This window comes from Rhizobium pantanalense (assembly GCF_030182525.1).
Classification (GTDB): domain Bacteria; phylum Pseudomonadota; class Alphaproteobacteria; order Rhizobiales; family Rhizobiaceae; genus Rhizobium.
In genome coordinates, this window is the sequence record NZ_JAQJCH010000004.1 from 101,001 (window position 1) to 127,808 (window position 26,808).

Here is a 26,808-nt window from a genome sequence, read left to right on the forward strand (position 1 = left end):
CGACGATGATCGGCCCGGTAACGATCAACCGGATTTGGCGCCGAGCCGGCATGACAGCGAAATGAGTAGGATACAGGTCCTGAAGCAGAGCAAGCGAGCAGAACGAAGGATCAGCGCGACCGTCGCAGCCCGTTTGCGCCGCTTTGTCCCCTTCCTTGCTGCTACATTGATATTGAACAGCTGCCAGACGGTACTGGACCAATCCTATCAGCCGAGCGTTTCTCCCTCTGCCAATCCGCAGATCGTCTCCGAAGTCCAGAAGAACGACCCGCGCGCGCAGATGGGCGCTCGCGAGCACCCGCGCATCCTCGCAAGCTATGGCGGTGAATATAAGGACGCCAAGACCGAGCGGCTCGTCGCCCGCATCGCCGGCGCCTTGACCAGCGTGTCGGAAAATCCGCAGCAGTCCTATCGCATCACCATTCTCAATTCACCCTCGATCAACGCCTTCGCTCTGCCGGGCGGCTACCTCTATGTCACGCGCGGCCTGTTGGCGCTCGCCAACGACGCTTCCGAAGTCGCTGCCGTGCTGGCGCATGAAATGGCGCACGTCACCGCCAACCACGGCATCGAAAGGCAGAAACGCGAGGAGGCCGAAGTCATCGCTAGTCGCGTAGTTTCGGAAGTCCTATCGAGCGATCTGGCCGGCAAGCAGGCGCTTGCCCGCGGCAAGCTGCGCCTTGCCGCCTTCTCGCGCCAGCAGGAGCTCCAGGCCGACGAGATTGGCATCCGCACGCTCGGCCAAGCCGGCTACGATCCTTACGCCGCCGCCCGCTTCCTGAACGCGATGGAGGACTATAGCCGCTTCATGTCGGCCAATTCCGACGTGGACCAGAGCCTGGACTTCCTTTCGAGCCATCCGAGCACGCCGCAGCGCATCGACCTTGCCAAGGCGCACGCGCGCGAATTCGGCGAGGAAGGCAAGGTCGGCGACATCGGCCGCGATTATTATCTCAACGGCATCGATGGCCTGCTCTATGGCGACAGCCCCGAGGAAGGCTATGTGCGCGGCCAGACCTTCCTGCATGGCGGCCTCGGCATCCGCTTCGACGTGCCGCCCGACTTCCGCATCGACAACAAGGTCGAAGCCGTCATGGCGACTGGCCCCGGCGACATCGCCATCCGTTTCGATGGCGTTGCCGATACCCAGAACCAGAATCTGACGAACTATATTTCCAGCGGCTGGGTCACTGGGCTCGATCCCAATTCGATTCGGTCGGTCACGGTCAATGGCATGCCGGCCGCGACAGCGCGCGCCTCCGCCGATCGCTGGGATTTCGATGTCACGGTGATCCGCGATCGCACTCAGATCTTCCGTTTCCTGACGGCAGTGCCGAAAGGAAATATCGCTCAACTCGATCAGACAGCCAATGTCCTGCGCGCGAGCTTCCGGCATATGACGCCGGAGGAGGCAGCCTCGCTGAAGCCGCTGCGCGTGCGTGTCGTCACCGTCAAACCTGGCGACACCATCACCACGCTCGCTGCCCGCATGATGGGCACCGATCGCAAGCTCGACCTGTTCAAACTGATCAACGCCCTACCAACCGGAGCGACGATTGCACCGGGCGACAGGGTCAAAATTATCTCGGAATAGATCGCTCTTCTCCCAGCCGGGAGAAGATCTGCCTCAGGCGTAGCTTGCCATGCGGGGATCTGCATCAACAAGCGCGTTGCGGAGCTTGTCCATGGCACGGCTTTCGATCTGCCGCACGCGCTCCTTGGAAATGCCGAGATCGGCGCCGAGCTCTTCCAGCGTTGCGCCATCTTCGACTAGGCGGCGCGCCCGGATGATCTTCATTTCCCGCTCGTTGAGATGCTTCAGAGCCGAGGCCAGCCAGATGCGACGGCGTTCGCCATCGATCATGTCGGAGACCTGCTCGTCGGGAAGCGGTTCGTCGCTGATGAGAAAATCGATGCGTTCGGCGCTTTCGGAATCGCCGGCAATCGAAGGCGCCTGCAGCGAGGTGTCGCTGCTGGAAAGGCGCGCATCCATCGTCTGCACGTCGGCGAGGCTGACGCCAAGGGTGACGGCGATTTCCTCGTGGATGGACTGGACGGTAACGCTGGAATTACTGCGGGCAAGCTTGGCGCGCAAACGGCGCAGATTGAAGAACAGTGCCTTCTGGGCGGAACTCGTGCCGCCGCGTACGATCGACCAGTTGCGCAGGATATAGTCCTGGATCGAAGCGCGGATCCACCAGCTTGCATAGGTGGAGAAGCGAACCTCCCGTTCCGGTTCAAAGCGGGCTGCCGCTTCCAGCAGGCCGACATAGCCCTCCTGCACCAGATCGCTCATCGGCAATCCGAAATTACGAAATTTCCCCGCCATGGAAATGACGAGGCGCATATGGGCGGTTGCGATCTGATTGCGGGCACCACGATCCTCATGGTCCTTCCAGCGAATGGCGAGATCGTGTTCCTCGTCGCGATCGAGATAGGGAGCAGCCATCGCAACTTTGATCATGCGCCGATCTGCAGACATATTCGTCATATGCATCTCCTGGGTTCGGCCTCAAATCGTCTCTATGCCGCGGTCGACGAAAAGGGCAGCAAGCATCGTTTCCGAACATCGCTGTTCGGATGGAAATCAATGAATGAAATTGCGAATTGGAAACCGATATCCGGCGGGCCGGATGATCGATGACTAGTCTAGTTCGATCTCATCGAACGGGTCTGGCGATTGAAGCATCTTCAGATCGCCGGGGAGCTTCGAGTGAAAACGCATAGGCCGGTCCTCATGAATGTCTATAATACGGCCTGTATGGAATCCCTCTCCACAGCAGAGCACCCACACCGACCGCCAACACGAGGCTTAAACGCGGCAGAACGGAAAAGGTTCCAAAGAAAAAACCCGGCACGAAGGCCGGGTTTTTTGAAGTGCTGGTGGCGTCTTGGCCTTATGCGGCTTCGTCCTGCGAGTCGTCTTCGTCGACGACCTTGCCGCGCTTCGGGCCTTTGTTCAGATTGGTCTCGACAAGGCGAACGGCTTCGGTTTCCGACATCTTGTTGACGGCGGCGATTTCGCGCGCCATGCGATCAAGAGCAGCTTCGTAAAGCTGACGTTCCGAATAGGACTGCTCCGGCTGGTTTTCGGCGCGATAGAGATCGCGAACGACCTCCGCGATCGAGATCAGATCGCCGGAATTGATCTTGGCATCGTATTCCTGCGCGCGGCGCGACCACATGGTGCGCTTTACGCGGGCCTTGCCCTGCACGACCTTCAATGCACGCTCGACGAAATCCGTCTCGGAAAGCTTGCGCATGCCGATGCTCATGGCCTTGGCCACCGGCACCTTGAGGCGCATCTTGTCTTTCTCGAAGTCGATTACGAACAGCTCGAGCTTCATGCCTGCGACTTCTTGTTCTTCGATCGCAGTGATCGTACCGACGCCATGGGCCGGATAAACGATCGCTTCACCAGTCTTGAAGCCGTGGCGTGCTGCTGAAGGTTTTTTCTGCTGGGTCGTCATTCTTTTCAAAAACTCCCTGTTACGCGCCCCGTTAGGGCCGGGGTGCCGGGTCAGTCAGGCCCGGATGAGACGGGCGTACCGTCGGGTCACTTCATCCTGGTCCAGCCAGACTTATGCAAACAGAAACCCACCCATCGCGATCTAAGACCCGACAACACAAACGGTTGATATGTCAAGGAAACCGCGTACGGATTGGTGATTTGCTTTCGTGATGGTTTTGGGCATGCGAAATGCCGCAGTGGATCAGTGTGGGTAACTTATCACAAAAATCTGAGGAAATCAATAATTTGCTGCGCGCGCGCCAAAATTGCCACGTTGGCCGGCCAGCGGCCCAACGGCAATGATTCGCTTTCTGCGATATCGACTACACCTTTATCGGCGGCCTGTCACGACCTTCGATCAGTCGCCCGAACCGGGGTTGGCCGAGAAATATTTCTCGAATTTACCCTGCTCGCCGTCCATTTCCTTGGCTTCCGGCATCGGGTCGCGCTTGACGGTGATGTTCGGCCAGATGGCGGCGTATTCCGCGTTGACCTTCAGCCACTTGTCGAGACCCGGCTCCGTATCGGGCTTAATCGCCTCGGCAGGACATTCCGGCTCGCAGACACCGCAATCGATGCATTCGTCGGGATGGATGACGAGGAAGTTCTCGCCTTCGTAGAAGCAGTCGACGGGGCAGACTTCCACGCAGTCGGTATATTTGCAGCGGATGCAATTGTCGGTCACGACATATGTCATGAAGCACTCCAGGAATGTCTCTAGTTCCCGCGGAAGCGCAACCTGGAACGTCGCACCTTTCCACGGAGCCGAACGGGTAAACGAATGCGTCACGCACAAACGCGCCGTCCGGCGGGGTTACCGGCAGGTTGATCGTGAGGTATCGACTTTGTCAGCCAATTTCAAGGACAAACAATCTTGAAAACCGCCTGCTGCAGGCAGAGTTTTCTAATCGTCGTCAGCGATGAGGCGGTCGATTGCACGCCGATCTCGTTTCGTGGGTCTGCCGCTGCCCGGCGATCGCAACGCCTGCTCGAACGGGGTGAGACGTTTTGTCTCATCCGGCGGCGGGGTCAGATCCTCATAAAGCAGCCTGGCTTCCTCGAATGGCCCCCTGCGTTCGCCGGCCGACCGCACGATCAACACGATATCGCGGCGCTCCAGCGAGAGTTCGATGCGGTCGCCGGCCTTGACGCCGAAGCTCGATTGAGTGATCCGCTCGCCATTCACCCTGACGCTGCCGTTTTGCACATAGAGCTGGGCCAGCGAACGGGATTTCACCATGCGGGCAAAGAACAGCCATTTGTCGATGCGCTGGCGCGAACCGGAAAATGGCTGTTTCTCGTCCGTCATGGCCTATTTCTTCATCTGCTCCTTGAGGGCAGCGAGCTTGGCGAAAGGAGAATCCGGATCGATCGGCTTTTCCTTGCGCGGCGGCTTGGCTTCGAAGCGCAACGGCTGCGATGCGCCGCGATTGTTGCGATCATTCCGGTCGCCACGCTCCTGACGATCACCCCGTTCGCCACGGTTGCCCTGATGCTGCGGACGGCCACCTTCACGATTGCCGCGCGGACCCTTGTCACCGCCACGAGCTTCACGATTGTCACGTCCGTCACGACGATCACGACCGCCTTCGCGATTGCCTTCACCGGCGGCTTGCTCGCCGCCGCCACGGCGATTGCCCTGGTGACCACGTCCCTCGCCCTGCTGGCCGCGGCGATCGCCATGGCCACGGCCACCCTGGCGCTGCTGATGGTCGTTGCGACCACCCAGACGCCAGAGCAGAACCGGCTTGGGCTCGGCCGCTTCCGCGGCAACGGCTCCAGCTTCAGCAGCCTCGGCGGCTTCAGCCGCTACGGCAACCGGTTCAGCCGAGACATCCGCAGCTGGAGCTGCCTCCTGGGTGACAGCTTCCGTTTCCTTAGCCGGCTCGTCGCTTGAAGCATCGGCATCATCATGGTCGGCCTTTTCAGCAACGGCGTCCGTCCTCGGCGCCGCTGCTGCTGCAGCAACATCCTGCTGGGCGAGGAAGGCCGCAGCCTCCTCCGCCTTTACCGAATCGGCGCGATAACCGAGACCCTTGAGGATTTCTTCCATATCCTCGAGCGTTGCGCCGAGAATGGAGAGCATCGCGGTCGTCGTGGTGAAACGACGGCCGTCATAGGCACCGTCAGGGCGCGAAGCCTGGCCGGGCTTCCACTGCAGCAGCGGACGAATAAGATCCGCCAGGCGCTCCAGAATGTCGATGCGCACCGCGCGCTTGCCGAGGAACCGGAAGCCGGCGAGCTTATAGAACATGCGCTCATAGCCTGGATCGGTGACGACCGAGGTGCGGCCGGCAGCGAGAACAGGAATCAGATCGCCATAGCCCGGCTTGTCCAGGCCATCGTTCTTCAGCGCCCAAAGCAGGGTGATGAGTTCGGCCGGAGCCGGCTTCAGCAATGCGGGCACGAAAATATGGTAGGCGCCAAAACGAACGCCATAGCGGCGCATGGAGGCGCGTCCATCCTGATCCAGCGACTTCACTTCCTCAGTGACATCCCGGCGGAACAGAACGCCGAGATTTTCCACCAGCTGGAAGGCCAGTCCCTTGGCAAGACCCTGCAGATCCTCAGCACGCTGCAAATCGTCGAGCGGCTTCAGGATCGTGCTGATGTGGTGATTCACGAAGCGCTCGATACGCGCGGCGACATGATCGCGCGCATTGCCCGTCAGCTGCTCGTCAGCGAGCAGGATGACGCGCGGACGCATAACATGATCGCTGCCCGACAGACGCGCCACGGGATCGCCGAGCCAGCGCACGAGGCCATCGGCGCTGATCGCGAGATCGCCATTGCCGGCGGCATGCAGGCGTGCAGCACGTGCCTCGAATTCCAGCGCCAGCGCCTTCTGCGAGGCCGTCTGGACGGCCTTGGCATCCGGGCCTTCGGTCCCTGCGATAGGCGTGAACCGGAATCCGGTCAACTGTCCCACATGATGTCCCTCGACGAAGACATCTCCATTCACACTGATTTCAGCTTCCAGCATCGCATTCTCTCTCAGGCGCTTCATGAGCACAGATGTCCTGCGATCAACAAAGCGTTTCGTCAACCTCTCATGTAACGCGTCGGACAATCGATCTTCGATTTCCCGCGTCTTTTCTTGCCAGTGTGTCGGATCGGCAAGCCAGCCGGGCCGGTTCGACACATAGGTCCAAGTCCTTATCTGCGCAATTCGCGCCGAAAGCGTGTCGATCTCGCCATCCGTCCGATCGGCGCGGTGCACCTGTTCGGCCAGGAAATCCTCTTTCACCGTGCCATAGCGCACGAGATCGGAAAAGAGGGCGGCAATGAGATCGGCGTGCTGGGCAGGCGTGATGCGCCGATAGTCGGGAAGCGCACAGGCCTCCCATAATTTCTCAACCCGAGCCGGGTTGCTGGCAAGATCGACTATCTCCAGATCGCGTGACAGATATTCCAACGCCTGCTGGTCTACCGCAGGCAGCGCCCGCGTCAAGCCCTGCACGCGAGGCGCGTCTTCCAAACTTGCACGCAACGCCGCGATCGAAGCGAAATCCAGATCCTTGCTGCGCCATTGCAGCACCTTGACCATGTCGAATTCGTGTCCCTCGATCCGGCGAACCAGCTCGTCGTCGAAGGGATCGACCTGTCCCGTCACGCCGAAAGTGCCATCCTTGAGATGACGGCCGGCGCGACCGGCGATCTGGCCGAGCTCGCCCGGATTAAGGTTGCGGAACTGATAGCCGTCGAATTTGCGGTCCTGGGCGAAGGCGACATGATCGACATCGAGGTTAAGACCCATGCCGATCGCATCGGTGGCAACCAGATATTCGACATCGCCGGCCTGATAGAGCGCCACCTGCGCGTTGCGGGTACGCGGGCTGAGCGCGCCAAGCACGACGGCCGCGCCACCACGCTGGCGGCGGATAAGCTCCGCGATTGCATAAACCTCGTCGGCGGAAAAGGCGACGATAGCGGTGCGCTGCGGCAGCCGCGTGATCTTCTTTTGCCCGGCGTAGAAGAGATGCGACAGCCTGGGCCGCTCTAGCACCGTGATCCCAGGCAGAAGTTGCTCGAGAATGGGCCGCATCGTGCCAGCGCCGAGCAGCAGGGTTTCGTCCCGGCCGCGCAGATGCAGAATACGATCGGTGAAGATGTGCCCGCGCTCCAGATCGCCGGCAAGCTGCACCTCGTCGATGGCGACGAAGGAGGCTCGCGTCTCGCGCGGCATGGCCTCGACGGTGCAGACGGAATAGCGCGCATTGGGCGGCGATATCTTTTCCTCGCCGGTCACGAGCGCGACATTGTGTGCCCCGACCTTTTCGACGACGCGCGTATAGACCTCGCGGGCAAGCAGCCGCAACGGCAGGCCGATCACGCCGCTGCCGTGTGCCACCATGCGCTCGATGGCATAATGGGTTTTGCCGGTATTGGTCGGTCCGAGCACCGCGGTTACGCCGCGTCCGCTCAGGATCATGGGCTGCGAAGTCTGAGTCATAGGTCCGTGCATGGGCGAGAAACTACCGTCTTCCGATCAGCATGTTCCTCCTGGAGGAAACGAACAGATGACGACCATATGTGACAAAGGCAAGACCCGAATGAAAAAACAGATACGACAACAACCGATTTCATATTTGATCGCCTCAACCATAAGATACATTTCGACTGCATCCCATGCGAGTCCCGGCGATTCCGGAACAGCTTGAGAACGAATCGGAGACGAATCGCTGACTCCGCTGCGTTCCTTATTTGTTCACGACTACATATGGATTTCAATGAAAAGATTCACACCAAATGCTGAATCTTGTTTGCACAGCTTTTCCAAGGCAAAAGGAGTCGAGCGGCGAATGCTCAGCCAGCGAAATTTCGAAACGGATTGTGGTTAATGATCTGTAAATAATGAAGTTTCGCGTGAATCAAGTGATGGCGCTAACATCCGGACCAAAGCCGGAACGAATCGGAGACGAATCGCAGATTCCAAGCGATTCCGTTTCTGTTCTCCACAATATCTAGCGTTTCCCCGGCAGGGACATACCGGACTCTGAATGGTTGAGACCAAGATTCCGGTCGAATCTGCGATTGTGACTAACCTTTTAACGAGCGCAGCTATAATGAATCAGCAAATACACGCAAAAGCTGCAGTCCTTAACACATCGATCAAAGCCGGAACGAATCGGTGACGAATCGCGGATAGGGGCAGGTATCGCATTTGTTCACGGCTAGATATTGTATTTCGTCGGAACAGCATCGCGAAATAGCACTGCCATGAGTGGACGAGCCTCCCGCAAACCTGCCGCAAATTAACCAATCGGCCGACGAAAGCACCATCCATGCGGTCCACCTGGATTCCGCTTCGCCCTTCCCGCACCGTTGACGGTTCACCTGGAGGAGCCTCGCGGTTAACCCAAGTTCAAATAGAGAACGAATCGCCGACGAATCACGGACATCGGGCCTTTCTCGTTTCGTTCACCACAAGCCATTGTATTTTAAGCATATTTTAACCATACAAACAGATCTCCCATCCCTCCCGCAATCGCCATAAGACGTTGCCGCACGGACGTTTCCGTAGGAGTTCACGCCACTGCCTACTCGCATTTTTATTTCTTAGCCGGAACAATTATCGCGCACGCAAGTTTACATGAGCAGAATTGAGGAACTCAGCCTGTTCCCTGGAAACAGATTTGAGCTGGAGCGCTGGAAGGATAACGCCGGATCGGAAAGCGATATTGGCGTTATATTCAAGCGATGGACATCGAGGAGACACATCATGCTTGGTACGGTATTGCTTGTGATACTGATTCTGCTGCTGATCGGCGCACTACCCAGCTGGGGTTACAGCCGGGCATGGGGGTATGGTCCATCGGGTGGTCTCGGGCTTGTTCTCGTCATTGTCCTCATTCTGTTATTGATGGGACGGATCTGATCCGCAGGTTATCGTTCAAACCTCGCAACACTAGGGAGCTAACACCATGAAGAAGATCATCGTCGCAATCGCCCTCCTCGGCGCATTGGCGTCGTGCACGGCAACTGAAAAAGGCACGGCCATCGGCGCCGGTACCGGCGCGCTGATCGGCGGCGTAGCCACGCATAGCTGGGGTGGCGCCGCTGTCGGCGCAGTCGCTGGCGGCGTGGTCGGCAACCTCATCGGACGCTCGGAAGATCGTCGCGGATATTGCATCTACCGCGACCGGTATGGTCACCGTTACGAAGCTCGCTGCCGCTAAAGCCGGTGTCGCCTGACCGATCGTCCTTGACGGCCGGTCAGGACCCGCTGTGGAACAAACTCACGGAACAACCGTTCCCGCACGAAAATCGTCTTCCCGCGCCATCAACCGCGGGAAGGTGGCAGTGTTTTGAGAAAGGAACGGCACCATGGCCGCAATCATCGCAAGCATTGCAGCACTCGTGCTCATCGGCACGACTTTCTACGCCCTCGCCAGCGCGGCAAGAGCACGCGGCAAGGAAAAGCAGCAGGTTGCATTTGAAGCCGTGGTTCTGGAATTCAAGCCACGGCAGCGACAGCAGGCAAATTCAAACCGGGGATGATTGCACGCCCGTACTTGGGAACTCTTAATCCGCCCCTGGAGCCGGATAATTTTAGGTCGAGTCGTCCGAAAGCTGCCTGACACTTTTCGGCATCCCGCTCGAAATGGCCTGAAGCGGCTCAGCCTCCCGCAAGAGCTCTGAACCGCTCCATCTCATTGCCTTTACGCAGCTTCGGGGGGGGAAACCCGCCCTGCGCTTCTTCTGGAATCACTTATACGAAGAGCTGGCCGCCGTTGGCAGATATGGTCGATCCTGTGATGAAACCGGCATCGTCGCTGGCGAGGAACACCGCGATACGGGCGATTTCCTCAGGCTCGCCGAGGCGCCCAACGGGGATTTGCGGGATGATGCGCTCGTTCAGCACCTTTTCCGGGACCGCCAGCACCATCTCCGTACCGATATAGCCAGGGCAAATCGCGTTCACCGTGATGTTCTTGGCAGCCCCTTCCTGCGCCAGCGCCTTGGTAAAGCCGAGATCGCCGGCCTTGGCGGCGGAGTAGTTCGCCTGCCCCATCTGCCCCTTCTGGCCGTTGATCGAGGAGATATTGATGACGCGGCCGAAGCTGCGGTCGCGCATGCCCTGCCAGACCTGATGCGTCATGTTGAACAGGCCGGTAAGATTGGTGTTGATGACCTCGTGCCACTGCTGCGGCGTCATCTTGTGGAACATGGCGTCCCGGGTGATACCGGCATTGTTGACCAGGATGTCGACATGGCCGAGATCGTGCTCGACCTTGGCGATGCCCTTGCCACACGCTTCATAGTCGGTGACATCCCATTTGTGGACCGAGATACCCGTCACATCGTGGAAAGCCCGGGCCTTCTCGTCATTGCCGGCATAGGTTGCCGCCACCTTGTAACCCGCATTGTGCAGCGCCATCGAAATGGCAGCTCCGATGCCCCGCGTACCGCCGGTTACCAATGCCACTCTACTCATGTGCCACTCCCCTTTTTGTTGCGGAGGCGGGACGCCCGAAGGTCGGGTCGCCCGCTCCGCTTTCACCACTTCTTCTGGAAATACCTTTCAAGGCGCCTTGGAGCATGATGCCGAAAAGTGTCATACGGCTTTCGGACGACATCATGCTCTACGTCTTTGATTTTAAAGCGCTTCGAAGCACATGGCGACGCCCATGCCGCCGCCGATGCACAGCGTGGCAATCCCCTTGCGGGCGCCGCGGCGCTTCATTTCGAACAGCAGCGTATTGAGGACGCGTGCGCCCGAGGCGCCGATCGGGTGGCCGATAGCGATCGCGCCGCCATTGACGTTGACAATCGATGTATCCCAGCCGAGGTCTTTGTTGACGGCGCAGGCCTGGGCGGCAAATGCCTCGTTGGCCTCGACGAGATCGAGATCGCTGACCGACCAGCCGGCCTTTTCCAATGCCTTGCGCGAGGCCGGGATCGGTCCGGTCCCCATGATCTGCGGGTCGACGCCGGCCGTCGCCCAGGAGACGATGCGGGCCAGCGGCTGGATACCGCGGCGCAAGGCTTCCGCCTCGGTCATCAGCACCGCAGCGGCGGCGCCGTCATTGAGGCCGGAAGCGTTGCCGGCGGTGACGGAGCCCTCCTTGTCAAAGGCCGGGCGCAGCTTCGCCATGGCCTCCATCGTCGCACCATGGCGGATATACTCATCAGCATCGACCGTGACGTCGCCCTTGCGCGTCTGGATCGTGAAAGGGACGATCTCGTCCTTGAAGCGGCCGGCCTTCTGGGCGGCCTCCGCCTTATTCTGCGAGGCAACGGCGAACTGATCCTGCTCATCGCGCGAAAGCTGCCATTGCCGGGCGATGTTTTCGGCCGTGATACCCATGTGATAGCCGTAGAAGGCGTCCGTTAGGCCATCCTTGATCATGGTGTCGATCATTTTCATGTCGCCCATCTTGGTGCCGGAGCGAAGGTTCGCGGCATGCGGCGCCATCGACATGGATTCCTGGCCGCCGGCAACGATGATCTTCGCGTCGCCCGTTGCGATCTGCTGCAGGCCGAGCGCCACGGCACGCAGGCCGGAACCGCAAAGCTGGTTCACGCCCCACGCGGTCGCTTCCTGCGGAATGCCGGCTTTCATTGCGGCCTGGCGGGCCGGGTTTTGTCCTTCGCCGGCCTGAAGTACCTGGCCGAGGATCACTTCGTCGACTTCCTTAGCATCGACGCCGGCGCGCTCCAGCGCACCCTTGATGGCGGCCGCGCCGAGTTCATGCGCCGGAACGGTCGCGAAAGCGCCGTTGAACGAACCAACCGCAGTGCGGGCAGCGCTGGCGACGACGATGGATGAACTGCTCATGGAAGCCTCCTCACAGAATGGACACGTATATGAGGCGAAACTGTCAAAGCTTTGCTTCTGAGTCAAACAGCAAGAATTTTCATCGTGCAGATTTCACGAAGCTGTCACCGCCTTCAAAAAATCCAATTAAAGGAAAGGCCTTGCCGCATCGCACAAACCGATTGTCACCAAGCTTCTTTTGCGTCTACACTCCGGAGTGGAGGAATATTCCATACAATCAGACGGGGCCAGGAGACTGATAATGGCAAAAAATGAGGGCCAGATCGTAATCAAGAAATATGCCAATCGCCGCCTATACAATACCGGCACCAGCACCTATGTGACGCTGGACGATCTGGCGGAGATGGTGAAGAAGGGCGAGGAATTCATCGTCCAGGACGCCAAGAGCGGTGAAGACATTACGCATTCGGTCCTGACACAGATCATTTTCGAACAGGAATCGAAGACCGGCAACACGCTGCTGCCGATTTCCTTCCTCCGCCAGCTGATCGGCTATTATGGCGACCAGATGCAGATGGTGGTGCCGAGCTTCCTAGAGCACTCGATGCGTGCCTTTACCGAGCAGCAGACGCAGATGCGCGAACAGATCAATCGCGCTTTCGGCGAGACGCCTCTCGGCAAGAACCTGCAGCTGCCGATGCAGATGGTCGAGGAGCAGGTCCGCCGCAACACCGAGATGTTCCAGCAGGCCATGCAGATGTTCTCGCCCTTCATGAAGCCGCCGGCCAAGGAAAGCCGCAAGGCCGAAGCCAAGGACATCGACGAATTGAAGGAACAGCTCCGCGCCATGCAGAACAAGCTGGATAGTCTGTGAGATAAGACAGCACTGGAAAAGGCCTGTGCGTTCATGGAGAGTTTTCACCCCCTCTGTCACTCCGTGACATCTCTTCCACAAGGGGGGAGATTGGTAATCCGCAGTACCTTCTCGCCACAAATCACAGGCGCATCTGCTGAAGCTGACCTATAAAGTTTATTCCAGGAAGAAGCGACATACTCCCAACGATCTCCCCCCTCGTGGGGGAGATGTCCCGAAAGGGACAGAGGGGGTATCAGCCGCACGGCACGCAAGCAGCCGCCTCCCCCGCACAAACCCCAATCACAAACAGAAAAAGGCCGGCGAACCGCCAGCCCTCTCATTCATGCCATCAAGGCAGCGCTGGATTATGCGCTTTCCTTCGGCGTCAGAACCTGACGGCCGCGATACATACCGGTCTTCAGGTCGATGTGGTGCGGACGACGCAGTTCGCCGGAGTTCTTGTCTTCGACGTAGGTCGGAGCCTTCAGGGCGTCAGCAGAGCGGCGCATACCGCGCTTGGACGGGCTCGTTTTTCTCTTCGGTACAGCCATTCTCGTTACTCCATGTACGGACGAAACATGTCCACGGCCAGCAAGGCGGCCGAAACAGACATGCATCAATTTCGGAAATTGGGCGGGCTTATACATGGCTTGCCGGGCTTTGACCAGTCCCAAATAGCATTTTTTGCCCGCCGCACCAGATTCGCGGATAGTCGAGGCCGAATCAGTCCTCATCCTCCGGCACGATCCATGTTTCCTGCAATGCCGCTTCCTCCCATTTTTGCCAGGCAGGCAACGCCTTCATGGCCGCCATATAGTCTCGCGTATCCGCCGCAACCGCGATGTCATAACGCTCCAGGCGGCTGACGACGGGAGCAAACATGGCATCCGCGCCGGAAAAGCTCCCGAACAGGAAAGGGCCACCTGAAACGGCTCTCGCCTCGCGCCAGATAGCTTCGATGCGCGCCACGTCCTCCATCACCCCATCGGGCAGATCGCGGCGGGCGATCGGGCGGCGCATGTTCATCGGGCAGCTGTTGCGCAGGGCACTGAAACCCGAAATCATCTCCATGCTATAGGATCGCGCCAATGCACGCGCCTGGCGATCTCTCGGCAGAAGCCCGGCATCCGGGAAAAGCTCGGCCGCATATTCGATAATGGCAAAGGATTCCCATACCTTGAAATCGCCGTGAACCAGCATCGGCACCTTGCCCGTCGGCGACACCTCACGAATGCGCGGATTTCCGCCGGGAAAATCGAAGGGTATCAGCACCTCTTCGAAAGGAATGCCGCACCCCTCCAGCGCAATCCACGGCCGAAACGACCAGGACGAATAGTTCTTGTTGCCGATATAGAGAGTGAGCTTGTCCACGATCATGGTTTCCTTTTCAGCGCCGCAACCCGAAGGGAAAGAATTCTTTGACATGATTCAAACCCGCGCCTACGTCATGGCCAAGGATGCCAGATGACGACAAGCCGATCGAACGACAAGTTCTGATATCAGTCATAAAGGCATTTGATATATGCGTCGGCATTGCGTGCGCGGCGCTGAATGAGCGAAGCGAGCTGGCTGAGGCCTCGTCCCGGCTTGCTTGCCACCCGATCGATCGGGTTGGGGAGCGAGACGGCAAGAAGTGCCGCCTGACGTGCCGTGAGCTTGGAGGCCGGCACCTTGAAATGATAGCGTGCCGCCGCCTCGATGCCGTAAATGCCCGGTCCCCATTCGGCGATGTTGAGATAGATCTCCATCATCCGGCGTTTCGACCAGACGGCCGAGGCGGAAACCGCAAGCGGCAATTCCAGCGTCTTGCGCACGAAGGAGCGGCCGTTCCACAAAAACAGGTTCTTCACCGTCTGCATCGGGATCGTGCTGCCGCCGCGAGTGGATTTGCCGCTCAGCGTCTCCTCGACGAGAACCCTCATCTCGCCCCAATCGACGCCGCCGTGAAAGCAGAACTGCCCATCTTCCGAGACCATGACGGATTTCACCAGCACCGGCGCGATTTTTTCCAGCGGGACCCAGCGGCGGTCATATCCCTGAAAGGTGACGGCATCGCCTATCATCAGGGTGGAGACAGGATGGAGGAAAGGCAGCAGGTAGAAGACGATGAAGACATAGGGGAGCAGCAAAAAGCCGATCAGGACGAGGACAATGCGCTGCCAGAACGGACGGTCCCTGAAGCGCGCCAACAGGGAGGAGCGTCGCGGCACCTCGGCTTCCTCCTCCTCACTGTCCGTCGATATGTCCAAATGCCTGACGTCCACGATCGCTCCATCCCGGCACGCCTGATGTATCCGGGAAACGCTCTGATGCTGCACTCGTCATACCGTCTACGCAAAGCGATGACCAGAGTGCGACGCAATTCCCCACCCGGCTGTTGACAATTCTCGTTGCCAGCAACCGCCTCTCATGCCAAACAGCGGCCATGGACAGCACCGATACCTCATTCGAACAGCGGCTCAAGGTCAATGCCGGCAAGACCGAGGCACTGCTGACCCGGCTGCTGGCCGACACCAGCCTTAGCGACGAGATCACCCGCCCCGACAGGCTCCTGAGCGCGATGCGCCATGGCGTCCTGAACGGCGGCAAGCGGCTGCGTCCCTTCCTGGTCATGGAAGCGGCAGCCCTTCTCGGCGGCAATGCAGAGGCGGCGCTCAGGGTCGGCGCCGCACTCGAATGCGTGCACTGCTATTCCCTCGTCCATGACGACCTGCCAGCCATGGACGACGACGATCTGCGCCGCGGCCAGCCAACCGTGCATATCGCCTTCGATTACGCAACGGCGATTCTTGCGGGTGACAGCCTGCTGACCTACGCCTTCGACATCATCGCCGCCCCCGAAACGGACCTGCCGGCGGACCGGAAAATGGCGCTGGTGCTGGCACTGTCACGCGCGGCCGGCATCGGCGGCATGGCCGGCGGACAGGCGCTTGATCTAGCGGCCGAGAAGGAAGCGCCCGATGAAAACGGCATAACGACGCTGCAGGCGATGAAGACGGGCGCGCTGATCCGCTTTGCCTGCGAGGCCGGCGCCATCATTTCGGGCGCCTCCGCCGAAGACCGCAAGCGCCTCCGGACCTTCGGTGAAAAGATTGGCCTTGCCTTCCAGCTTGCCGACGATCTGCTCGACCTCACTGCCGATGCCGCAACGATGGGCAAGGCAACCGGCAAGGATGCCGCTCGTGGCAAAGGCACGCTGGTGGCTCTCCACGGCCAAGAATGGGCCGAAACGACACTCGCAAGGCTGGTGAAGGAAGCGGCCGACCTGCTGTCCGGCTATGGTGGCAAGGCGGATGTCCTTATAGAAACCGCTCGCTTCGTTGCGAACCGCAAGAGCTGATCGCGAAGTACCTTCATGGTGTTGCCCGAGGGTGAGTCATCCACTCGGCAACGGCTACCGGCCCATGCCCATTTAGCCATGGCCATCCATTCAGCCATGAAATGTCACCATCACAAGAATCCATGATTGCGCCGGGTGATTTCGGCCGTGCTTTATGACAAATTGCCTATCCGAGTTGGCCGACAACGCAGAATTCTCCGCGCCGGCCGACACCCCCGGGACATCTTCCATGCACGAGACCCTTGCCTACCTACCGCAGATCCTACCGGCCTATATCGCCTACATCATTGCCGTCGTCAGTCCCGGCCCCGCCATCATGGCTATCATCGGCACATCGATGACCCATGGCCGCAAGGCTGGCATGACGATCTCGCTCGGCATATTCGGGGGATCGATGACCTGGGCGATTGCCGCAGCGGCGGGCCTTGCGACGCTGCTGCAGACCTATGCGATGGCGCTGGAAGTTCTGAAAATCTTCGGCGGCATCTATCTGCTTTACCTCGCCTACAAGGCATTCCGTGCCGTGCGTGCCGGCGGGGAGCTACCGACAGCCACGATGGAGCAGAAGACGCCTAGCTTCAAATCGCTGATCCTGCGTGGCTACGGCATCCACGTGACCAATCCCAAGGCGATCTTCGCCTGGCTCGCTATCATCGCACTCGGCATGCCGCAGGGCGCGCCCGCTTCCGTAGCGGTGCTGATCATCGCCCTCTGCGGCACGACCGGTCTTCTGGCATTCACGGGCTATGCGATCCTGTTTTCGACATCGCATGCGCTGAAGGTATATCGCAATGCCCGCCGCTGGATCGAGGGCGCCATGGCGGGATTCTATTGCTTCGCCGGCATCAAGCTGCTGACGAGCAATATCTGATCCATCCTCGGCATTAAGGGGCGGATCACTCCGCCGCGACGTTCTTCCGGCCGAATCGCTTTTCGATATAGTCGGTCACCAGCGCCTCGAAATCGGAAGCGATATTCGGACCGCGCAGCGTCATCGCCTTCTGGCCATCGATGAAGACGGGGGCGGCCGGCGTTTCGCCAGTGCCGGGCAGGGAAATGCCGATATCGGCATGCTTGCTTTCGCCCGGACCGTTGACGATGCAGCCCATGACGGCGACGTTCAGCGCTTCGACACCCGGATATTTCTCGCGCCAGACCGGCATATTCTTGCGGATGTCATTCTGGATGTTCTGCGCCAGTTCCTGGAAGACCGTCGAAGTCGTGCGGCCGCAGCCGGGGCATGCCGCAACCACGGGGATGAACTGCCGGAAGCCCATGACCTGCAGCAATTCCTGCGCCACCTGCACTTCGCGGGTACGGTCGCCATTCGGCTCCGGCGTCAGCGAAACGCGGATGGTGTCGCCGATGCCATGTTGCAGCACATAGCCCATCGCGGCGGAAGAAGCGACGATGCCCTTCGAGCCCATGCCTGCCTCGGTGAGGCCCAAATGCAGCGCATGGTTGGAGCGCTCGGCCAGCATGGAATAGACGGCGATCAGGTCCTGCACCTGGCTGACCTTGGCCGAAAGGATGATGCGGTTGCGCGGCAGGCCGATCTCCTCGGCAAGATCGGCCGAGATCAGCGCCGACTGCACGATGGTCTCGCGCGTCACCTGCCGGGCCGACAGCGGCGAGCCTTCGGCAGCATTCTTGTCCATCAGCGCGGTCAAAAGATCCTGATCGAGCGAGCCCCAGTTGACGCCGATGCGCACCGGCTTGTCGTAGCGGATCGCCATCTCGATGATTTCGGCGAACTGCTTATCCTTCTTGTCCTTGAAGCCGACATTGCCGGGATTGATGCGGTATTTCGCCAGCGCCTCGGCGCAGGCCGGATGATCGGCCAGCAGCTTGTGGCCGATATAATGGAAATCGCCGATGAGCGGCACGTCCATGCCGAGGCGCAATAGCCGCTCGCGGATCTTCGGCACGGCGGCCGCACTTTCATCGCGATCGACGGTGATGCGCACGAGTTCCGAGCCGGCTTTGTAGAGGGCGGCGACCTGAGCGACGGTCGAATCGACATCGGCCGTGTCGGTATTGGTCATGGACTGCACGACGACGGGGGCACCGCCACCGACGATCACACCGCCTACATCGACGGCAACGGAGGAACGGCGCGGTTTCGGATCGAAATCGGTGGCGGACGACATGTAAAGCTCTCGCAGGCCTCGAAAATGGGGTGTCTTTCAGGTGGATCACGGAGCGGTCGTTGTCAACCGCTGCGACAATCTCTTTTGATCTGCTGACTTCAGCCGCTACCGCGCAAAAGCGACGAAATTAATGCTTGGCATCCCCGATACCGTCGGCATAGCGCGCCAGCGACGACAATGCCAGCACGACGAGCAGCAGCACCGGTAGCGCCATCAGAACCGGCGAGAAGCCAACATGCTCGGCGGCAAAGCCGATCGCCGACGGCGCAACCAGCATACCGGAATAGCCGAGCGTCGTGACGACCGAAATGGCGATGCCCGGCTGCAGGCCTGGAATATTGCCGGCAGCGGAAAAGGCGATCGGCACCATATTGGAAATGCCGATGCCGCAGAGCGCAAAGCCGAGAATGGCGATTTCCGCGTTCGGCGCGAGCGCCGCCGTCAGCATGCCGACGATGGCGAAGACCGTGCAGACCCGCAATGTTTTGATCGCGCCCAGCCAATCGCGGACGAAATCGCCGGCAAAACGCATGGTCGCCATGGTGGCGGAGAAAGCGGCGTAGCCGAAGCCGGAGAGCGCCACCGAGGCGCCCTTTTCCTGACTGAGATAGAGTGCGCTCCAATCCAGAACCGCGCCTTCCGGCACCATGCAGAAGAGCGCGACGATGCCGAGCAGCCAGGGCAGCGGGATCATCGGCAGCTTTGCCTTCGGCTTGGCCTCATCATGATGCGGCTGATCGCCGAGCACCATCGGCCAAGCAATGGCGAGGAGAAGCGCGGCAATTGCGGTCGAGGCTTCGGCATGGCCGAGAATGCCCCAGCGAGAAATCAGCAGTCCGCCGATCGCCGCGCCCAAAAGACCGCCCAGGCTCCAGAAGGCATGGCAGGAGGACATGATCGCCCGGCGCATGGATTTTTCGACCGAGACGGCATTGGCATTCATGGCCACATCCATGGCGCCGATGAAACCGCCGAAGAGAAAGAGCGCGATCGCCGCCGTCCAGACATTCGGCGCCAGCGTTAACGCCAGGATCATCGGCAGCAGCAGCACCGCAAAGGCCTGCACGACAACGCGCGAGCCGCGCACGGCGATCTGGGCGCCGGCGAGCGGCATCATGACGAGGGAGCCTACGCCGAAGATGAGGATCATCAGGCCGAGTTCGAATTTCGTCAGTTGCAGCCGCTCGGCGAATTCGGGAATTTTCGGTGCCCAGCAGCCGACCATGAAGCCGTTCATGAGAAACATCAGCGACACCGCAGCACGCGATTTGGTGAAAAACGGGCTCCTGTGCTCCTTCAAGCCCTCCATTCTCGTCCCGTTGTCCATGAAAATTCCTCCAAATTTGCGCCGCAGTCTATTTAAATCGATTGAAATCTCAACGATCGAAAAAACCGAAACGGTCACATTTCATCTCCGTCTGTTAAAGCGGAGGCAAAGACACCATAACCCCGAATAAATCATTCATATGTGCATGCCATCGGCAAAATGTCCTATTGACGCGGAAAAAGTAGGCTCCTATCGGTTGAAGCCTGAAAGATTCTTCGGTCGGCCCAAGCCGGGTCATCCTCTGGTGCATCCTCGTGAAAAACTCCATCGGCTATGGCATCCTGCTTACGGTGTTTGCCTACATGCTGTTCACTGCGCATGATTCGGCGGTGAAGCTGCTCGTCGCCTCCATCCCGGTCTGGCAGGTCCTGTTCATCCGAAGCTGCACCATCCTTGCCGGCTGCTTCGTCTTCGAAGGCCCGGCGCTCGTTCATAAGGTGGCGCGCTCGCCGATCATCAAGCCGATGATCGTGCGCAGCGTCATCATCCTGATCGCCTGGATTTCCTATTATTCGGCGGCCTCCTACCTGCAGCTCGCCGAGGTGACGACGCTATACTACGCCGCTCCGATCGTCGGCACGATTCTCGCAACTATCGTGCTGCGCGAAAAAGTCACCGTCGCCCGCTGGATGGCGGTCGGCGTCGGCTTTTGCGGCGTGGTGATCGCCTCCAATCCTGTGGGGCTGTCGATTTCCTGGCCGGTGTATCTAGCGCTGCAGGCCGCCGTCCTCTGGGCATGCGGCATGGTGCTCCTGCGCAAGACGGCGCTGCACGAGAAGAGCCATATCCAGATGGCCGTCTCCAACATCCTGTTCATCATCCTGACCGCGGGCATGGCGATCATCCACTGGCATACACCGACGCCGCTGCAGATCGTCCTGCTCGCCTTGACCGGCATCATCGCCGGCGCCGGCCAGCTCGCCCTCTTCGAAGGCATGCGCCAGGCGCCCGTCTCGGTACTGGCACCATTCGAATACACCTCGCTCGTCTGGGCCTTCCTGCTCGGCTACCTGATCTGGGGCGACATTCCCGGCGCCAACACCTTCATCGGCGCCATCCTGATCCTGAGCGCGGGATTCATCATCATTATCAGCGAACGGATGAAGCGGCGAACGGCTGCCGCTTGATGGCAGCCGACACTATTGCAATCATAAAAGCCTATATTCTATACAAACACATATATAGGTTGAGACTCGATCTCTTTTGCCAGGACATCGGAAAAGGCATCAGCATGGTGAACATTGCAGCCTTCGAAGAGTGATTGGAATTGGAATACCGCATAATCCCTGGCTGCATTATCTTCCTGAATGGCACATCCAGCGCAGGCAAATCGACCTTGGCAAAAGCACTGAGGGAAGTGCTGCCGGAGTTTTGCTATTATGCCTCGGATCAATTGGCCGATGCAGGTTTTCGGGCGTTGAAACATAACGCCGCCGCGGGGTCACCGGATGAGCGCAGCAGATTCTTCGATGGATTTCATCGCTCCATCGCTGCCTTCGCCAATGCCGGTAACGATCTGATTGTGGAGCATATCGTCGAGCAACAGAACTGGGCCGACCACCTCGAAAGTTTGCTGGCGAATCTCGACGTGTTCTGGGTCGGTGTGCATGCACCGATCGAAGAGGTTGAACGTCGCGAGAGAGAACGTGGCAACCGCTATATCGGCGAAGCCCGTTACCATCTGAAGACGCACAATTACTGCCGGTACGACCTGGAAATCGACACCACCCGGCCGCTCGACACATTGGTGGCACTCATAGTCGAAGAATGGGAAAAGCGGCGCACGGCGGCGACTTGAACCGGATCAACGCGTTTTCCGCAGGCACAAGCGCAAACCGCCAGTCGAGCGAAGCTTCCAAACCGCAACGAGAAGTCGCATTTCACTCCGCCACGGCGGCAGTTCCCTCGACGAGTTTCGGCCGCCGCATCAAAAGAGCCTGCATCGGCCGCTCGAAGAACTTGAGAAGCGCCACCGAGATCCCGATCGTGCAAAGCGTGACCAGCGCCAATATCCCGGTCACAACGGGCAGGGAGAAGTGCTTGCCCAACAATTTGACCGGAAGCTGAAACGTGTAGGGGTGAATGAGATAGAGCGAGTAGGACGCATCTCCCAGCAGAACCAGAACGGCCCAAAGTTTCCCGGACGGCAGCCGCATGAGCAGGAAGCCAGCGACGAAGAGGACCGCAAACAGGCTTGAGGCAAAGAGACTGGGACCGGCAAGTGTCACGATGAAGAAGTAAGCCCCGCATGCCAGGAGAACGAGCACGAAGGCGGCAGCATTCGATCCGCTCCTGATGGCGCTGTAAGCCGAATATGCCTTGTGAAGCATCATGCCGAGAACGAATTCGATCAAGATCGGATTTGTGTAGAAACGCCATTCGACAGATCCCGCGGGCCAAATCTCATGCAGCGCGATCAGGAAGAGGATGGCTGCGGAGGCGAACCAGGTTGCCCTGGCGCCAAAGATCAGGCAGGCGCCGTAGATCAGGTAGAAAAACACCTCGTAACAAAGCGTCCAGCCCAGGAAAAGGATCGGTTGTACGGCGCCTCCGCTTTTCTGATAAGGGATGAAAAGCAGGGATTTGACGACCGTGTCCACCGTCACCACAGTCGAATTGAGCAGGTTGGGCTTCACGAGCGCAATCAAGACGATCACCAGCGTCAGCAACCAATAGAGCGGAACTATTCTCGCAACGCGCTTGCGTGCGAAATAGACAAGCCCGCGTCTCGGATCGGAGGAATAGCTGATGATGAAGCCGCTCAGGACGAAGAAAATGTCGACGCCGGCAGCACCCATGTCGAAATAATTGCGATCGACATGGTACTCGAGCACAAGCGTGCGTCCGAAATGAAAGAGAACGACGGAGAAGGCGGCCACAAACCGGAGAAACTGGAGAGAGTCCAATTGTTTCGAGTTTGACCGCCGCATGGAAAGCACCTGCTCGTTAACCATGACGGCCCCGATCCGCTTTGATTGCTTGTTCCAACACATCCGCCATTGCCGCCTGCGTGCTGCGGCTTGGATGCCAGTTGCATCCAAAATCCTTCGGTTTGACACGTAAATTCAGATATCGCAGGCGACTTTCGCCTTTCGCGGCGCTCGTCTGGACGACGGCCTTGATTGCTTTCTCCGCCGTATCGAAATCCTTCTGAGGCATCATCGGCCCGAGCGCGGCGTAGAGATACGCTTTTGGAAACTGATATCTGAGCCTGGAGAGAAGCTTGGCGTATTCCCCGCCGAAATCGTCGGGATTCTTGCCGTCCGAAAAATCGTTCGTCCCTAGATTGATGACGACCGTGGAAACGTGCTCGTCAGGAAGACCAGGTGCGCCGCTTCTCAACAGCGTCCCATTGTCGATGACGTCAAGCATGGTTTTCGTGCCCTTGCGAGCGCGCGAAAGGCCGATTCCCGAAACCGCGAGCGTCGTAAGCTCCATCCCGAGGCTACGCGCTGCGACGGCGGCATATGTCAGATATTGATTTTCAGTTCCGGGGGTAAATTTGCATCCGGGACCGGCACCCTCGACGCCATAGCCTGCAGTGATGGAGTCTCCTATTGCCACCATCTCGTCGCTCGACGCTTCCGCTGGGCGGAACGACCCGTCGGTTTCGGCGGAAACGAATATGGTATCGCCAACCCATCCTTCGGTGCGGCGCGTCGCGCGAACGCTATGGACGCCTCGCTGCAAACCATCGGCAAGCTGGTATCGGTGCTGCCCCGCCTGCAGATCAAGGCGCTGAGGAACGCCGTCCAATTCGATCTCCAGGCTGTTTTGCCCGGTATCAACGAGGGTAACCGAGAGCGAGGTACCTTCGAAACGCAGCGCAAAACCGCTACCGGGCCAGCCAAAAGCCGCATCGCTGGCCGCAACGCGGCCGATCCATTTCGACGGCCGCTCGATCGTTTCCGCCGCAAAGGTCGGCATTAATGCCAACACGCTCAGAAGAAGTGACGCAGCCACGACGTGAAGCTCACGAACCAGCCAATGCCGCCAGCGCGCAATGATGGGCAATTCGTCACCTCTTCGGGCTGTGTTAGATCAATTCCCGCACCGCAATTCCTAATAGAAACGCATTTTGATTGCCGCCGGCCCCTCCCGGCGGACCGACAGGAGACGTTGATAGCGCGCATGCCCTGCATGAATAGTGTCGCACCAAATACACAACCAAATATTGTAGAGAGACAACATTGAGAGAAATGGAGCAACATTTGGAGAAGTAGGGCAATATCGAGAATTGTCACTATGCTGCGCTGCCACATTGGTCGGCAATTATCGACGGAGATGGAAGCCTCGCTTCTCCTGACGGCTCGCTCCGCTGTTCTTTGAGAAAAATATTCGCAATTGCCCATTTATCTCGCAGTTTTCTACGCTTTCGCGATGCAATTTTTCTGCGATGTATGCGACATTGAATGAAACCGCTCCAGAAACGGAAGAGAACGATGAACTGGTTGAAGACTGTTGCCGCCGCCGCCCTCGTGCAGGCTGCGTTCCTGCTCCCCGCCCATGCCGGCGAAAACCTCAAGGCGATCCAGTCGGCCGGCGTATTCAAGGTCGGCACGGAGGGCACCTATGCGCCCTTCACCTTTCATGACGAGAGCGGCAAGCTGACCGGCTTCGATGTCGAGATCGCGGAAGCCATCGCCGCCAAGCTCGGCGTCAAGGTGCAGTTCCTGGAAGGCAAGTGGGATGGCCTGATCGCCGGCCTCGATGCCAACCGCTACGATGCCGTCATCAACGAAGTCGGCGTCACAGAGGCCCGCAAGAAGAAGTATGACTTCTCCGAGCCCTATATCGCCTCCAAGGCCGTGCTGATCGTCAAGGACAGCAACACCGGCATCAAGGATTTCGCCGATCTCAAGGGCAAGAAGGCGGCACAGTCGCTGACCAGCAACTTCGGCAAGCTCGCAACCGAATCGGGCGCCGAACTCGTCGGCACTGACGGTTTCGACCAGTCGATCCAGCTCGTGCTGACCGGCCGCGCCGATGCGACCATCAACGACAGCCTCTCCTTCCTCGATTTCAAGAAGCACAAGCCCGACGCGCCGGTGAAGATCGTCGCCCAGCAGGCCAATGCCGATTTCTCTGCCGTCATCATCCGCAAGGGCGAGCCGGAACTGCTTGATGCGATCAACAAGGCGCTGGCCGACATCAAGGCCGACGGCACCTATGACAAGATCTCCAAGAAATACTTCGGCCAGGACGTTTCGAAGTAAGAAGGCATAGGCAGAGACATAAAACTGTGAAAAAGATGCGTCCGGGGTCACCTCCGGACGCATTCTCTTATCGAAAGGCTTCTCCTTGGAGCATTGGCTGCAACTGATGTGGGAGTCACTGGGCACGCTGCTTTGGGCGGGGCTCGTCTTCACCATCCCGCTCACCTTGATCACCTTCGTGCTTGGCCTTCTGCTCGGCCTGCTCACCGCCGTCGTCAGGCTGTTCGCGCCAGCGCCGTTCGTGGCCATCGCCCGCTTCTATGTCTGGGTGATCCGCGGCACGCCGCTTCTGGTGCAGCTCTTCGTCATTTTCTACGGCCTGCCGAGCCTGGGCATCCTGCTCGACGCCTTTCCCGCCGCCATCATCGGCTTTACGCTGAGCGTCGGCGCCTATACGTCCGAGATCATCCGCGCCGTCATTTCCTCCGTGCCGAAAGGTCAGTGGGAAGCCGCCTATTCGATCGGCATGAACTGGCGCCAGGCCATGAGCCGCACCATCCTCCCACAGGCAGCCCGCGTCGCGGTGCCGCCCCTGTCGAACACCTTCATTTCGCTGGTCAAGGATACGTCGCTCGCCGCCGCCATCACCGTGCCCGAGCTGTTCCAGGCCGCGCAGCGCATCGTGGCGACGACCTATGAGCCGCTGATCCTCTATATCGAGGCCGCCATCATCTATCTCGTGCTCAGCACCTTTCTTTCGACGCTGCAGGGCTACCTCGAACGCCGCTTCGCCCGCTCGGGCGGCACGCTGGAGGCACAGGCATGATCGAGCTTTCGCATATCGAAAAACGCTTCGGCGACATTGTCATCCTCAAGGATATTAGCCTGATGATCCCCGAGGGAACGGTGACGGCACTTGTGGGCCCCTCGGGCGGTGGCAAGAGCACGCTGCTTCGCTGCATCAACCTTTTGGAAATCCCGACCGCCGGAACGATCCGCATCGGAGGGGAGACGGCCACCTTCCAGCCGGGCAAGAAGCCGTCCTGGCAGGACATCCAGAAGATCCGCCGCCAGACGGGCATGGTCTTCCAGAATTTCCAGCTCTTTCCGCATCAGACCGCAATCCAGAACGTCATGGAGGGCCTGACGACCGTGCTGCGCTGGCCTCAGGATAAGGCCCGCGCCCGCGCCGTCGAGCTTCTGACCAAGGTCGGCATGGCACACAAGATCGATGCCTGGCCCTCGACGCTCTCGGGCGGCCAGCAGCAGCGCGTCGCCATCGCCCGGGCGCTCGCCCCCTCACCGCGCGTGCTGCTCTGTGACGAACCCACCTCGGCGCTCGATCCGGAATTGGCGGCCGAAGTAGTCGACGTGCTGGGCAAGCTCGCCAACGAAGGCACGACCATGGTCATGGCAACGCATGACCTGCGGCTTGCCTCGAAGATCGCCAACAACGTCGTGTTCCTGGAGGCGGGCAACATCGTCGAGACCGGCTCCTCGCGCAATATCTTCTCCAATCCGGCACAGGAGCGGACGAAGCAATTCATTTCGACGCTGAATTCCGGGCTCAGCTACGATATTTGAGCCGCCGGCCCGCATCGAAAAGCGATCCTGTCTTGGAGCAGGCCGCGCATTGACGCTGGGCCGCTTTGCGGTTAGCTCTAATGCCATGAACACGGCACTCGTTCTCGGAGTGGTAGGAAGGCGCATGGGCAGGATGGTGTAACCATCCGGCGAAAGCACCCA

General features: G+C 59.4%; 26 protein-coding genes. 12 read left to right on the forward strand and 14 right to left on the reverse strand.

Annotated features, from left to right (window positions below; translation table 11 throughout):
* Positions 1-61 precede the first annotated feature (61 nt).
* Positions 62-1,594: a M48 family metalloprotease gene (locus PH558_RS12205; RefSeq protein ID WP_285204597.1), complete on the forward strand. Its 1,533-nt coding sequence runs from the start codon at positions 62-64 to the stop codon at positions 1,592-1,594.
* 33 nt (positions 1,595-1,627) lie between these two features.
* Here the strand turns inward: PH558_RS12205 and PH558_RS12210 are convergent, their stop codons facing one another.
* From PH558_RS12210 to PH558_RS12230, 5 genes are all read right to left on the reverse strand, one after another.
* Positions 1,628-2,491: an RNA polymerase factor sigma-32 gene (locus PH558_RS12210; protein ID WP_092719018.1), complete on the reverse strand. Its 864-nt coding sequence runs from the start codon at positions 2,489-2,491 to the stop codon at positions 1,628-1,630.
* A gap of 406 nt (positions 2,492-2,897) precedes the next feature.
* Positions 2,898-3,470, reverse strand: coding sequence for a CarD family transcriptional regulator (locus tag PH558_RS12215; protein ID WP_095433143.1), 573 nt, complete (start codon positions 3,468-3,470; stop codon positions 2,898-2,900).
* A 399-nt stretch (positions 3,471-3,869) separates the two neighbouring features.
* Positions 3,870-4,208: a ferredoxin FdxA gene (fdxA, locus tag PH558_RS12220; RefSeq protein WP_095433144.1), complete on the reverse strand. Its 339-nt coding sequence runs from the start codon at positions 4,206-4,208 to the stop codon at positions 3,870-3,872.
* Positions 4,209-4,415: 207 nt separating this feature from the next.
* Positions 4,416-4,820, reverse strand: coding sequence for an RNA-binding S4 domain-containing protein (locus PH558_RS12225; RefSeq protein ID WP_113407948.1), 405 nt, complete (start codon positions 4,818-4,820; stop codon positions 4,416-4,418).
* Positions 4,821-4,823: 3 nt separating this feature from the next.
* Positions 4,824-7,964 (reverse strand): helicase-related protein, encoded by a 3,141-nt coding sequence (locus PH558_RS12230; protein WP_285204599.1) that lies wholly within the window; start codon positions 7,962-7,964, stop codon positions 4,824-4,826.
* 1,269 nt (positions 7,965-9,233) lie between these two features.
* Between PH558_RS12230 and PH558_RS12235 the strand changes: the two genes are divergently transcribed.
* From PH558_RS12235 to PH558_RS12245, 3 genes are all read left to right on the forward strand, one after another.
* Positions 9,234-9,389, forward strand: coding sequence for a DUF3309 family protein (locus tag PH558_RS12235; RefSeq protein WP_075853478.1), 156 nt, complete (start codon positions 9,234-9,236; stop codon positions 9,387-9,389).
* A 46-nt stretch (positions 9,390-9,435) separates the two neighbouring features.
* Entirely contained in the window at positions 9,436-9,690 is a 255-nt protein-coding gene (locus tag PH558_RS12240) for a YMGG-like glycine zipper-containing protein (RefSeq protein ID WP_069611534.1), read from the forward strand.
* 148 nt (positions 9,691-9,838) lie between these two features.
* Complete coding sequence (locus tag PH558_RS12245) at positions 9,839-10,012, forward strand: hypothetical protein (protein ID WP_285204602.1); 174 nt, start codon at positions 9,839-9,841, stop codon at positions 10,010-10,012.
* 211 nt (positions 10,013-10,223) lie between these two features.
* On the opposite strand, the gene phbB is transcribed toward PH558_RS12245, so the two are convergent.
* Both phbB and PH558_RS12255 read right to left on the reverse strand, forming a co-directional pair.
* Positions 10,224-10,949: a beta-ketoacyl-ACP reductase gene (gene phbB, locus PH558_RS12250; protein ID WP_069611533.1), complete on the reverse strand. Its 726-nt coding sequence runs from the start codon at positions 10,947-10,949 to the stop codon at positions 10,224-10,226.
* 162 nt (positions 10,950-11,111) lie between these two features.
* The gene (locus PH558_RS12255; RefSeq protein WP_095433148.1) at positions 11,112-12,293 is read right to left on the reverse strand and encodes an acetyl-CoA C-acetyltransferase; all 1,182 of its coding nucleotides are present in this window, start codon (positions 12,291-12,293) and stop codon (positions 11,112-11,114) included.
* A 241-nt stretch (positions 12,294-12,534) separates the two neighbouring features.
* On the opposite strand from PH558_RS12255, the gene phaR reads away from it, so the two are divergent.
* Positions 12,535-13,107: a polyhydroxyalkanoate synthesis repressor PhaR gene (gene phaR, locus PH558_RS12260; protein ID WP_069611531.1), complete on the forward strand. Its 573-nt coding sequence runs from the start codon at positions 12,535-12,537 to the stop codon at positions 13,105-13,107.
* A gap of 347 nt (positions 13,108-13,454) precedes the next feature.
* On the opposite strand, the gene rpmF is transcribed toward phaR, so the two are convergent.
* From rpmF to mtgA, 3 genes are all read right to left on the reverse strand, one after another.
* Positions 13,455-13,640 (reverse strand): 50S ribosomal protein L32, encoded by a 186-nt coding sequence (gene rpmF, locus PH558_RS12265; RefSeq protein WP_003543812.1) that lies wholly within the window; start codon positions 13,638-13,640, stop codon positions 13,455-13,457.
* Between the two features lie 172 nt (positions 13,641-13,812).
* Positions 13,813-14,460, reverse strand: a complete 648-nt coding sequence (locus PH558_RS12270; protein ID WP_285204607.1) for a glutathione S-transferase family protein — start codon at positions 14,458-14,460, stop codon at positions 13,813-13,815.
* Between the two features lie 128 nt (positions 14,461-14,588).
* The gene (gene mtgA, locus PH558_RS12275; RefSeq protein WP_168192565.1) at positions 14,589-15,338 is read right to left on the reverse strand and encodes a monofunctional biosynthetic peptidoglycan transglycosylase; all 750 of its coding nucleotides are present in this window, start codon (positions 15,336-15,338) and stop codon (positions 14,589-14,591) included.
* 176 nt (positions 15,339-15,514) lie between these two features.
* On the opposite strand from mtgA, the gene PH558_RS12280 reads away from it, so the two are divergent.
* Together PH558_RS12280 and PH558_RS12285 are read left to right on the forward strand one after the other, a co-directional pair.
* A complete protein-coding gene (locus PH558_RS12280; protein WP_285204608.1) occupies positions 15,515-16,429 on the forward strand; it encodes a polyprenyl synthetase family protein in 915 nt (304 codons plus the stop codon).
* 229 nt (positions 16,430-16,658) lie between these two features.
* Complete coding sequence (locus PH558_RS12285; RefSeq protein WP_285204610.1) at positions 16,659-17,300, forward strand: LysE family translocator; 642 nt, start codon at positions 16,659-16,661, stop codon at positions 17,298-17,300.
* A gap of 25 nt (positions 17,301-17,325) precedes the next feature.
* Here PH558_RS12285 and ispG read toward each other — a convergent pair whose 3' ends face one another.
* Positions 17,326-18,579 (reverse strand): flavodoxin-dependent (E)-4-hydroxy-3-methylbut-2-enyl-diphosphate synthase, encoded by a 1,254-nt coding sequence (gene ispG / locus PH558_RS12290; RefSeq protein ID WP_285204611.1) that lies wholly within the window; start codon positions 18,577-18,579, stop codon positions 17,326-17,328.
* Between the two features lie 127 nt (positions 18,580-18,706).
* Positions 18,707-19,906, reverse strand: a complete 1,200-nt coding sequence (locus tag PH558_RS12295; protein ID WP_285204612.1) for an MFS transporter — start codon at positions 19,904-19,906, stop codon at positions 18,707-18,709.
* Positions 19,907-20,160: 254 nt separating this feature from the next.
* Here PH558_RS12295 and PH558_RS12300 point away from each other — a divergent pair, with 254 nt between their 5' ends.
* Positions 20,161-21,033, forward strand: coding sequence for a DMT family transporter (locus tag PH558_RS12300; RefSeq protein ID WP_095436079.1), 873 nt, complete (start codon positions 20,161-20,163; stop codon positions 21,031-21,033).
* Between the two features lie 134 nt (positions 21,034-21,167).
* Positions 21,168-21,704, forward strand: coding sequence for a phosphotransferase-like protein (locus PH558_RS12305; protein ID WP_285204614.1), 537 nt, complete (start codon positions 21,168-21,170; stop codon positions 21,702-21,704).
* A gap of 82 nt (positions 21,705-21,786) precedes the next feature.
* Here the strand turns inward: PH558_RS12305 and PH558_RS12310 are convergent, their stop codons facing one another.
* Both PH558_RS12310 and PH558_RS12315 read right to left on the reverse strand, forming a co-directional pair.
* Positions 21,787-22,860: an acyltransferase family protein gene (locus tag PH558_RS12310; RefSeq protein WP_285204615.1), complete on the reverse strand. Its 1,074-nt coding sequence runs from the start codon at positions 22,858-22,860 to the stop codon at positions 21,787-21,789.
* On the reverse strand, positions 22,853-23,920 hold the full coding sequence (locus tag PH558_RS12315; RefSeq protein WP_285204616.1) for an SGNH/GDSL hydrolase family protein: 1,068 nt from the start codon (positions 23,918-23,920) through the stop codon (positions 22,853-22,855). Before PH558_RS12315 ends, PH558_RS12310 begins: the two co-directional genes overlap by 8 nt.
* Positions 23,921-24,348: 428 nt before the next feature.
* Between PH558_RS12315 and PH558_RS12320 the strand changes: the two genes are divergently transcribed.
* The 3 genes from PH558_RS12320 to PH558_RS12330 all read left to right on the forward strand — a co-directional run bounded on the left by PH558_RS12320 (position 24,349) and on the right by PH558_RS12330 (position 26,646).
* Complete coding sequence (locus PH558_RS12320) at positions 24,349-25,122, forward strand: amino acid ABC transporter substrate-binding protein (protein WP_285204617.1); 774 nt, start codon at positions 24,349-24,351, stop codon at positions 25,120-25,122.
* Between the two features lie 85 nt (positions 25,123-25,207).
* A complete protein-coding gene (locus PH558_RS12325; protein ID WP_015341657.1) occupies positions 25,208-25,888 on the forward strand; it encodes an amino acid ABC transporter permease in 681 nt (226 codons plus the stop codon).
* Positions 25,885-26,646, forward strand: coding sequence for an amino acid ABC transporter ATP-binding protein (locus PH558_RS12330; RefSeq protein ID WP_095433157.1), 762 nt, complete (start codon positions 25,885-25,887; stop codon positions 26,644-26,646). The genes PH558_RS12325 and PH558_RS12330 overlap by 4 nt, the downstream gene beginning before the upstream one ends.
* Positions 26,647-26,808: the final 162 nt, after the last annotated feature.